Raw genomic sequence first — 10,453 nt, 5'->3', positions numbered from 1 at the left:
ACCCCGAGGTGGTGCGGCGGCGATGGACGGCGGAGGGGGCGTACGAGGCGCTCGAGGAGTTCTACGACGAGGTGCTCGTCTACGGCTCCCGTGACGTTCTCGACGTGGCCCGTGAGTACGCCTGGCCGAGAGGTCCGTCGCAGCGCCTGACGTACGCCGGCTACGTGTGCGGCGAGCCGCACCACGAGGCCAGACGGCTTGCGGTCGTTGCCGAACCCGACACCGTCGCCGAGCGGAACGGGATCGCGCATCAGCGGGCCGGTGCACCCCCGACAGTTCTCGTCGTCGGCGGCGGCGGGGCCGACGCGTACCCGATGATGGCCGGGGTGCTGGACGCCGCCGAATGCGTGCATGGCCGGACGGGCGCACGGATCACGCTGGTCACGGGCCCGTTCATGCCCGGGGGAGAGGTAGCGCGGCTGCGGCTTCGCTCCAAGGATCTGCCGATGGCCGAGGTGCGACGCCGGATCCGCGGTCACGGTCGCGTCGCGCGTGCCGACCTCGTGGTCGCGATGGCGGGCTACAACACGACGATCGAGCTGCTCAACGCCGGGACTCCGGCGCTGCTCATCCCGCGCAGCGGACCGAGCGCCGAGCAGCGCATCCGAGCGAGTCTGTTCGCCCAGCGGGACTGGGTGCACTGGCTCGACCCCGACCTGTTGGGGACCCCAGCCGTGGCCGACGCGATCGTGACCGCGCTCTCGGCCCCGCTCTGCCCGACGCAGGCAGTGGACCTCGGTGGACGCAAGACCGCGGTGGCCCGACTGACGAGCCGTCTCGAGAGCTGGCCGAGGCTCGAGCTCGAGTCGGTCGGCACATGACCGGGCCGCCCGGCGAGGCCGACGACGTGGTGGCTGGTCGCCGCAGTCCCGAGGACGTATGCCGCTTCCTCACCGAGGTCGTGCCCGCGAGCGTCGCCACCGCCCTCGCGCCGCTGCTGCCCGATGGCGCAGGAGCGGTCCGGGCCGTCGTGACGCGCACCCAGCTGAAGCCGGGGCGCAAGCTGACGGTGAGTGTCGACCTGTCCGGTGACGGCATCGACACGCGACCGGCCACCGTGATCTGGGGGGCGGCCCGGGTGCCTGCTGCCATCATCGCTGCGCTGGTGTCGCGGGTGCGGCCCGCACTGCGCTCTCCCTTCTCCACGCTCGCCCTGTCACCAGGTCCAGGCGGGATGAGCCTCCTCCTCGCGCCGCTCGACCCCGCGTTTCCGCAGCTCGTCGACGTCTACGACCCGGCTCGGATGGCGGCGCTGGTCACCGACGCCGGGGTGGGAGGGTTCGAGGACGGACTGCGTGTCACTGGCCTTCGCTACCGTCCCGGGCAGCGTCACGTGGTGCTGGTCGAGAGCTCCGACCGGAAGCGCCGGCTGTTTGCCAAGTGCTACCACGACGACTCGGGGCGGCGGGCCGTGGAGGCGAGCCACACTGTGGCACGAGCGCTCTCGAGAGGCTCGGCGGCTGCGTGCACTGCCCGGGCAGCGGGGTACAGCCAGTCGCACCGCTTGGTCCTGTGGGCAGGCCAGGGTGGGGTGCCGCTGTCTCGTGTCGTCTGCGGTGAGGGCCCTTGGGCGCTCGATCGGCTGGCACACGTGCGCCGCGCCGGTGCCGCGCTCCGCGCGGTTCACGAGGGCGCGATGGGCCGGACGGGTGCTGTCCACGAGGCGCGATCGGACCCGGCGGCCGAGGCAGCCGCCACGCGACGAGCCGTGGAGCACGTGACGACCCTGGCTCCGCGTGCCGGCGCCCGGCTGGACGCACTGCTCGTCGACGCAGTCACCCGACTCGGCGACCTGCCCGACGAGGCGGGTCACCTCGTGCACGGCGACTACAAGGGCGACAACCTCCTCGTCGACGGTGACCGGCTCGTCCTGCTCGACTTCGACCGTGTCTCGGCCGGGGACCCTGCCCTCGACGTCGGGAAGCTGGTCGCCGATCTGCGCTGGTGGGGGCAAACGGCAGGGCACGCCCCGGAGGCTGTCGTGGACGCCCTCCTGGACGGGTACGGGCCGTGCCCGCGCGCGCGGGTCACCAGGGCGCTGCACTACGGCGTGATCTTCCAGCTGCGGGCCGTGGGACGACGGATCCCGCTGCACTCGCCCGGCTGGGCCGAGACGGTCGAGGCCTCCCTCGAGACCGCTCAGGAGACCGCGCGCCTGGCGACCCGGGAGACGGGGAGGGTGCCAGGGGGGAGGGCTCGATGACGACCACGTGGCCGACCGCGCCGACGGGATCGGTCTGGGCCGAGCTGGACCCGCTGATCGGCCTCGTCCAGCGCCTCGTCGAGACCGAGGGCAGGCCTGGGGGTGTGCACCAGATCCGTTGGGAGCCGGAGCAATCCACGAGAGTCGCGTTCGACCACCACCATGGCGACGTCCTCGTGTGCGAGGCGACGCAGGGCGCCGTGCAGCGCAGCGGCCTGCTCCAGGACCCGGCGCTGCGCGGTGCCGCCGCCGTGCTCGACCCGACGCAGGTCGTGCCGCGACTCGAGCACCTCTTGAGAAGGCCGATCCGTGGCTGTGTCGCGACCCCGGTCAGCTACCGGCCCGGATCCCACTGTGTCATCCGATGCGACGTCGCCCTGCCGACCACCCGGCGCACGGTGTACGTCAAGCTTCTCGCCGCCGGCTGCAACGACTACGCGGAGAGCCACCACGTGCTGGCAGCCGGCCGTGGCGCGAAGGATGCTGTCGTCCCGGCACTCGTGGGATGCTGGCCGGACCTCGGAGCCGTCATCACCGCCGGGGCGCGGGGGGCCAGCGCATCGGCGCTCCTGTCTGACGAGTACTCACCCGTTCGTGACCGGCTCCGTCTCGCCGCTGGACTCGGTCGCCTGCTGGCCGACATCCATCGGGCCGTCCCGGGAGCGCACGCCGCGGCGCGGGATCGCGGCGTCGCCGACGCCCTCGGCGAGGTCACGGCATACCTGCGGGCAGCATGGCATGCCGACCCGTCGACGGCGCTCTCGCTGGGTTGGGTGCTGGATCGTCTGGGTGACAGGGCGCCGGGCGAGACCGGGCTCGTGTTCAGCCACGGGTCGTTCCGAGCCGGTCAGGTCGTCGTGGACGACGACCGTCTCGCCGTGCTCGACCTCGACGGCGCCGGCTTGGCCGACCCGGCCCGAGACATCGGCAACGCGATGGCGTACCTCGAGTGGCAGAGAATCCGGGCTGGCAACCCCCGCGCGCCCGACCTGGGGGGCGCGCTGCTCCAGGGGTACGCCGACGCCGGTGGGCGGCCCGACCCCGACTCTGTCGACTGGTGGTGCGCCGCCGCCCTCCTGAAGATCGGAGGGCGCCGCTACCGCAGTCTCGACACGACCCACTGGGACGCCGTGCCATCCCTCGTCGCCACGGCCTCCGGGGTCCTGGATCGCCGCCGCGACCGGCGCAGGGCCCGGTCGCGGGTCAGCCGGGTACCCCGGCGGTCACTCGACCTGACCGACCCGCGCTCGATGACCGTGCTGCTGCGCGAGCAGCTGAGATCCGGTGGACTGGGCAGCGGACGCATCGTCTCGGCGGAGACGCTGCGGCTCGCCCCGGGGAGAAGGGTCGTCGTGCGCTACCGCGTCGCAGGAGGTTCGGACCGGCCGGTCGAGGTCATCGCCAAGGCGTACGCCGAGCCCGCCAGAGCCGTCCTGGCGCACGAGAACCTCGTGCTCTTCGACCGGCTGCGCGACCCCGCGGCCCGGTGCGGGACCCAGGCGCCCATCGGGGTGAACGTGAACCTCGGCATCGTGCTGTGCCGCTCGGCACCTGGGCAGGCCATGGCGCAGGACGGGGGAACACTCGCAGACGCCGACGTCGTGGAGGCGGCCGGGCACCTCGGCCGTTGGCTGCGGACGGTCCACGCGACCGGTACCGGCGCGAGCAGGCACCTGGACGTGAGTCGCGAGGTCGCCAACTGCGCCGTCTGGGCGGAGCGGATCGGCAGGGTCGATGCGAGGCTCCTCGCTCCCGCGCGCGAGCTGGCGGACCTGCTGGGGTCACGCGCAGCGACGCTCCCCGTGGTGGTCGACTCCCTCATCCACAAGGACCTCCACCTGGGCCACGTCATCGTCGGCGACGGCGGCCTTGCCACGGTCATCGACCTCGACGAGGCCCGGATGGGTGACCCCGCGTTGGACGTGGCCCACCTGTGTGCGTACGCCGAAGAGGCCAGGTCCGCGTCGGCCGAGCGGGCCGATCGGGCCGAGCGGGCCTTCCTCGACGCGTACGGCGACGTGCCGGGACCCGAAGCCGGGCGCCGCCTCGCCTTCTTCCGGGCCTACACCCTCCTCAAGATCACCCGGCAGGAGCTGGCCGGGCACGTGAACGACGACGTGGTGCGGGCAGGCCGGCGCCGTCTCGGTGAGGGAGTGGCATGGCTGCGCGTGTGATGTACCTGACGCGAAGCTGGCCACGGCTCTCGCAGACCTTCATCGTCAACGAGGTGCTCGCCCTCGAGCGCCTCGGAGTCGCCCTGGACATCTGGGCGATGGCGCCGTCAGGCGAGCAGGTGCGCCAACCGCAGGTGACGCAGGTGAAGGCGCCGGTGTCCTTCTCCACCTCCGTCGCCCCGCCGGAGGACCACGCCCTCGTCGCCGCTCTCGAGCCACAGCGGTATGCCGGCACGGCCCGGTTCGCACGCGACCACCCAGAGCTGTCGAGCGGCTACACGAACGCCACCGCTGCCCAGTGCTTCGAGGCGGCCGTCCAGCTCGCCGCGCGCRAGGCCCGCCTCGAGTCGGACGGCACACGCGTCGCGCACCTGCACGCCCACTTCGCCCACGACCCTGCGCTCGTCGCCCTGCTCGTCCACCTGCTCACCGGGATCTCCTACAGCGTCACCGCCCACGCCCGTGACCTCTACCAGATCCCGCGGTCCAGTCTCCGGGCCCGCGCCGAGGCGGCGTCCAGCGTGCTCACCTGCTGCCGCGCGAATGTGGAGTTCCTTGCCGCACAGCTCGATCCGGATGCCATGACGAAGGTGCGGGTGATCCACCACGGCATAGATCTTCACCAGTTCGTGCCCGGCGGCCGGCGCGAGGACGACGGGCTCGTCCGACTCGTCTCGGTGGGGCGACTCGTCGAGAAGAAGGGCTTTCCCGACCTCCTGCAGGCCTGCGCCCGGCTCGCCGGTGTCGGGCCCTTCCACCTCACCGTGTTCGGCGACGGCCCGATGCGCGGCGAGCTCGAGGCCGTACGACGTGCCCTCGGCCTCGACGACGTGGTGACGTTCGCGGGCGAGCGCGACAGCCCGGTCATCGTCGAGGCGATGCGGGGCGCCGACATCTTCGTGATCACCCCGTTCGTCACCGCGGACGGGGACCGCGACGGCGTGCCGAACGTCATCGTCGAGGCGCTCGGGTCGGGGCTCCCGGTCGTCTCCACCGACGTCGGGGGCGTCGCGGAGGCGGTCGCGCACGGCCACAACGGGCTGCTGGCACCGGCCCGTGAGGTCACCGTGGTGGCAGGCCACCTCGAGTGCCTGCTCCGCGACCCGTCCAGGCGGCGGATGATGGGGACGAGAGCACGCGAGACGGCCGAGCGGGCCTTCGACGTCGACCGTGCGGCCGAGCAGCTGATGCACGTCTTCGGTGTCGCGGAGGTGACCTCATGACCGGCGGGACTGCCGTGTGGACCGACCTCCAGCACGCCCTGCACGCCCAGCACGCTGCCGTGCTCGAGGCGCTGGAGCCCGCCCGCATGGGCCCCCTGCTGGCGGACGCCCTCGGCGAGGACGCCGGTACGCCCTGCATCGTCGCCGACGCCAAGTACGAGCCCGGCCGCCCCGCGACGGTGCTGTACCGGTTCGGACCGGGACTCGTGCACGGCACGGTGCCGCCGCCCGGTCAGGTCGCGCCCGGCAGACTCCTGCCCAACGGCATGGGGATCAGCAGGTTCCCGGTCGACCCGGGCCTGCCCACGCTTCCCGTCGTCCTCGACCCCCGCAGGCTCGGTGTCGCGCTCCGTCGCGAGCTGGACCGCGAGCTGGACCGCGAGCTGGACCGCGAGCTGGACCGCGAGCTGGACCGCGAGCTGGACCGCGAGCTGGACCGCGAGCTGGCGTCCGAGGTGGGGATCCCCGGCAGCTGGCAGGCCGAGGCCAGACTGGTGCGCTACCGCCCGGGACGCCGCGCCACCTTCCTCGTCGGGGTGCCCGCCGAGAGGTCCCGGACCACGACCCTCGTCGCGAAGGTGTACCACGACAACGACAAGGCGACGGCCGTGGCGGCCGAGGGGCGGGCGCTGCAGGCCCAGCACCTGCCGCCGCAGATCGTCCTGGCCCCCGTCCTGGCGCACCTGCGCGAGCTGGCGATCGTCGTCCAGGGTCACCTACCGGGCCGGGAGCTCGTCGTCGACCTCAGCGACCCCACCGTGGTGTCGAGCCGAGGGCCGGATGTCGCGCGTGCCGCRCAGGCCCTCGCGGCACTGCACGCCGGCACGGTGCCGAACGGCCGGCCTCGGCCGGTTGAGCGGGAGCTGCACCGTTTCACTGCCCGAGCCGCAGCCATCCGAAGCGTCGACCCGGCGAACGGCGAGCCCCTCCAAGCCCTGGCCCATGACCTCCTCGGTTGGCGACCGGCGCCGGGGCCGATCTCCCTCGTGCACGGCGACTGCAAGCCCAGCCAGTTCCTCGTCGACGAGGACCGGGTCGCCGTCCTCGACCTCGACCACTGCGGCATCGCCGAGCCTGCCTCCGACGTGGGCAACTTCGTGTCCTCCCTGCGGCAGGGCGCGATGCGCGCGGCAGAGGTCGGGGGGACCCGGGACGAAACCGCAACGCGCGCAGCGGAGGCGCTCGGCGAGTTGTTCGTGACGGCATACCTCGACTGCGCGCGGCCGCCGGCGCCCGAGGATCTCGACGAGAGGATCCGCTTCTACGTCGCCGTCTCGCTCCTGCGCAAGGCCTTGCGCGCCTGGGCGAGGTCGCCGCTGTCATCGCTGCCCGGCCAGTACGTGGCTGAGGCGCGGCGAGCTGCAGCCGACCGGCGGGGGGGTTCCAGTGGTCGCCGTTGACACGAGGGTCCCGACCCGGACGGAGCAGACGCGCCGTCGGCGGCCCCCACCTCGCCACGCGAAGCAGTCCGACACGGCGCGGGCCTTCTCCCTCATCCGGCAGTACCACGGCAGCAACCGGCCCTATGTGGTCGGCCTGCTCCTGCTCGTCTTGGAGGCCGTGACGGCGATCCTCGAGCCGTTCCCGATCGCGTACGCCCTCGACTTCGTGACGGGGCGTGTGCCGAGCCTGCGGGAGCGCGGGTTCCCCGCCTTCCTCACGAACGAACGCGTCGAGACCATCGTGCTCCTCGGCCTGGCCATCATTCTCATCGCAGCCGTCAACAAGGGCGCCGACTCGCTGTCCGAGGTCTTCCTGGCGCGCGGCGGTCGAGAGCTCGGCTACAACATCCGCGTCACGATGTACGACCGCCTCCAGAAGCTGTCGATGGCCTTCCACGACAAGCGTCGCACTGGCGACGTGCTGACCCGGGTGACCGGCGACGTGCTCGTCGTCGAGGAGTTCGTCGTCGCCTCGGTCAGCAACTTCGTGGCCAGCGCGCTCCTGCTCATCGGCTCGTTCGTGGCGCTGCTGATGCGCTCGTGGCAGGTGGCTCTCATTGCGGTCGTCGTCGTGCCGGTGCTGGCGCTGGTGGCCAACCACTTCTCGCTGCGCCTCAAGAGATTCTCCAAGGAACAGCGCGCAAAGGAGGGGGATCTCGCCTCGACGGCCCAGGAGATGCTCTCCTCGATCCGCCTCGTGCAGAGCTACGGCCGCGGTCACGTCGACCTGCAGAACTTCTCCCAGCAGAGCGACCAGAGCATGCGCGCCTCACTGAGGATCGCCACGGTGCAGGCCCAGTTCAGCTTCGCCATCGCGGTGTTCGAGGGCGTGACGATCGCCGGCGTCGTGTGGCTCAGCTTCTGGCTGGTCGAGAACCACATGATCACCCCGGGCACCCTCGTGCTGTTCGTGCTCCTCATCCAGAACATGTTCAAGCCGTCCCGCAAGATCGTCAGCGAGTGGTACCAGGTCGGCAAGCTCATCGCCAGCACCGAGCGCATCGCCGAGCTGCTCGAGCGACGCCCCACCGTCGAGGACACTCCCTCGTCGAGGCAGGCGCCGAGACTCGGGGGCCGGCTGAGCTTCACCGACGTGACCTTCAGCTACTGGTCAGAGCACGGGAGCCCCGAGCACCACAGCGGTGACGAGCCGCGCACGGTGCTGCACGACCTCAGCTTCAGCGCCGAGCCGGGTGAGGTCGTCGCCCTCATCGGACCGAGCGGCGCGGGCAAGAGCACGATCGCCCAGCTGGTGCCGCGCCTCTACGACCCCGACTCCGGCGTCGTGGCCATCGACGGGACGGACGTCCGAGAGTTCACCCTGACCTCCCTGCGCAGCCAGGTCAGCCTCGTGCTGCAGGAGACCTTGCTGCTCACCGGGACGGTCGCCGAGAACATCGCCTACGGGATCGACGAGCCGGACCCCGGACGGATCGAGCGGGCCGCCCGGCTGGCCCAGGCGCACGACTTCATCGAACAGCTGCCCCTCGGCTACCAGACGGTCCTCGGCGAGCGGGCCTCGACGTTGTCAGGCGGTCAGCGTCAGCGGCTCGCGATCGCGCGCGCATTCATCCGGGACGCGCCGGTGCTCGTGCTCGACGAGCCGACCACAGGCCTGGACCCGGAGGCGTCGGCCCAGGTCATCGAGGCCCTCCGCACCCTCATCGAGGGGACGACGACGATCATCATCTCGCACGACGTCGACCTCGTCCGGTGCGCCGACCGCATTCTCGTCCTGGACGCCGGCCGCATCGTGCAGGAAGGCAGCCCGCAGGTGCTGGCGAACAGCCCCGGGACTTTCGCCGACCTTTTCGGCGAGCTGTCGTCGGTCGGCAGACCCGATCACGTCGACGGGCCTTCACGGGCGCCGCGGGACCAGGGCCACACGTGAGGACCGACACGCCCGCCGAGTCCGAGCCCCGAGCGCTGCTGGCCTGGGCGACCGACCCGTCCCTCGGGGAGCGGCTCGCGCATGAGTGGGTCGGTGCGCACCGTCCGGGCCGCCGGGTGGCGCGGACCCGCACCCACTCCACGCTCTACCGGGGACCCGGTGACCTGTCCACGAGGCTCGACATCCGGCTCGATGGAGACGGGCCCGAACCCGAGATCACCCTGCTCGTCCGCGACCGCTCCGGTGAGGTGTCGGCCACGGAGCTCCCCGACGACCCGTTCCTGCCGACTCTCGCGGAGGTGCTCGGCGGTGGGACCGTCGAGCGGCTCCTGCGCGGCACGGGGCTCGAATCCTGTGTCGGGACAGGGGTGCCCAGCGCCCGCGCGGTGGTCGTGCACCACCCACGGGAGGGAGCGTGCGTGCTGCGGCTGCACGCGGGCGAGGCGGAGGCCTATGCGAAGGTCTACCCGCGCGAGGAGGACGCCACCGCCGCGGCCGAGGCGCTGTATGCCGTCGGGACCGGGCAGGTGGGCGTGCGCGGCGACGAGGTGGTGCGGCTTCCCAGGCTGCTCACGGTGAGCGCAGCGCTGAGGACGACCGTCCTCGAGTCACTCAGGCCGACCGGTTCTCCGGAGGAGGTCGCGCGAGAGCCCCTGGGCTTGGAGGAAACGGCCCGAGCCCTCCGGGCCTTTCACGCGCACGTCCCCACGGGCCGGCTCGCCCGTGTGCCAGCGAGCGAGCACGTCGCCCGGGTCCGCCGCGAGCAGGAGCTGGTCGCGACCGCGTGGCCCGATGTGGCGGAGCGGGTCGACGCGGCCGTCCGCGCCGCAGCCTCCGTGCTCGAGGCCTTCGAGCCTCTTGGTCCCGGGCCGGTCCTGTGCCACGGGGACTTCACGCCGGGCCAGCTCGTCAGGGTGCGCGGGGGCCTCGGCCTCCTGGACCTCGACACCATCGCGATCGGTGACCCGGCTTCCGACCTCGGCCGGTTCCTCGCCTACGAGATCGTGCGCGCCCAGCGCTTCACGCGCCGCCCGGCGCGGGTGGCTGCCGTCCGGGCGGCTTTCCTCACGGCATACGGGGCACCCTCACGTGACGCCGACCCGTCGGGGCTGCCGGCCCGGGTGTGGGCGTACCAGCGGCTCAACCTGGCGCTCATCGCACTCCGGGCCACCCGTCGGCTCAAGGGCGCCCGGTCCGGGCTCGCCCTCACCCTGCTGGACATCAGCGACCCGATCCCAGGGAGCCTCCGATGAGCACCACCACGCGCGACCCGGCCATCGAGGCCCTCGGACCGTTCGCCGAGCTCCCCGACTGGCTCGCGGCGCCCATGCGGCCCGGTCGGCTCGAGACGTCGTTGCGCGAGCACGTGCCCGAGCTGCGCGACGGCCGGCTGACGCTGCTCGAGTGCCGGGCCGACCGCCTGCGCGCCAAGGACGCGCGCTGGCTCGCGCGCTGTCGCGTCACGGTCAGCCCGCCCGCTCGGGCAGGCGGGGCTGAGGCCGAGCCGGTCGAGGTCGTCC

The 10,453-nt window shown here is 72.5% G+C and carries 8 protein-coding genes; all 8 read left to right on the top strand.

Annotated features, from left to right (window positions below):
- Positions 1–821: glycosyltransferase (locus AC1DP0_RS11380; protein WP_478084670.1), on the top strand; the 821-nt coding region annotated here is incomplete at its 5' end.
- Positions 818–2,203: an aminoglycoside phosphotransferase family protein gene (locus tag AC1DP0_RS11375; RefSeq protein ID WP_478084668.1), complete on the top strand. Its 1,386-nt coding sequence runs from the start codon at positions 818–820 to the stop codon at positions 2,201–2,203. The genes AC1DP0_RS11380 and AC1DP0_RS11375, both read left to right, overlap by 4 nt.
- On the top strand, positions 2,200–4,377 hold the full coding sequence (locus AC1DP0_RS11370; protein WP_478084667.1) for a phosphotransferase family protein: 2,178 nt from the start codon (positions 2,200–2,202) through the stop codon (positions 4,375–4,377). The genes AC1DP0_RS11375 and AC1DP0_RS11370 overlap by 4 nt, the downstream gene beginning before the upstream one ends.
- The gene (locus AC1DP0_RS11365) at positions 4,362–5,600 is read left to right on the top strand and encodes a glycosyltransferase family 4 protein (RefSeq protein ID WP_478084665.1); all 1,239 of its coding nucleotides are present in this window, start codon (positions 4,362–4,364) and stop codon (positions 5,598–5,600) included. Before AC1DP0_RS11370 ends, AC1DP0_RS11365 begins: the two co-directional genes overlap by 16 nt.
- A complete protein-coding gene (locus tag AC1DP0_RS11360; RefSeq protein ID WP_478084663.1) occupies positions 5,597–7,000 on the top strand; it encodes an aminoglycoside phosphotransferase family protein in 1,404 nt (467 codons plus the stop codon). Before AC1DP0_RS11365 ends, AC1DP0_RS11360 begins: the two co-directional genes overlap by 4 nt.
- Positions 6,987–8,933, top strand: a complete 1,947-nt coding sequence (locus tag AC1DP0_RS11355) for an ABC transporter ATP-binding protein (RefSeq protein ID WP_478084661.1) — start codon at positions 6,987–6,989, stop codon at positions 8,931–8,933. Before AC1DP0_RS11360 ends, AC1DP0_RS11355 begins: the two co-directional genes overlap by 14 nt.
- Positions 8,930–10,186 carry a phosphotransferase gene (locus AC1DP0_RS11350; protein ID WP_478084659.1) on the top strand — a complete coding sequence of 419 codons (1,257 nt, stop codon included), beginning with the start codon at positions 8,930–8,932 and terminating at the stop codon, positions 10,184–10,186. The genes AC1DP0_RS11355 and AC1DP0_RS11350 overlap by 4 nt, the downstream gene beginning before the upstream one ends.
- Positions 10,183–10,453, top strand: a 271-nt coding sequence (locus tag AC1DP0_RS11345; protein WP_478084657.1) for a hypothetical protein, incomplete at its 3' end; no start/stop codon positions are given. The genes AC1DP0_RS11350 and AC1DP0_RS11345, both read left to right, overlap by 4 nt.

Source organism: Terrabacter sp. P5_B1 (genome assembly GCF_056400505.1).
Note: the sequence above shows the minus strand (reverse complement) of the source record. Positions and strands in the feature narration are given on the sequence as shown.

Coding starts and splice junctions, on each gene's coding strand:
- AC1DP0_RS11375 (WP_478084668.1), top strand. CDS start 818: ATGACCGGGCCGCCCGGCGAGGCCGACGACGTGGTGGCTGGTCGCCGC.
- AC1DP0_RS11370 (WP_478084667.1), top strand. CDS start 2,200: ATGACGACCACGTGGCCGACCGCGCCGACGGGATCGGTCTGGGCCGAG.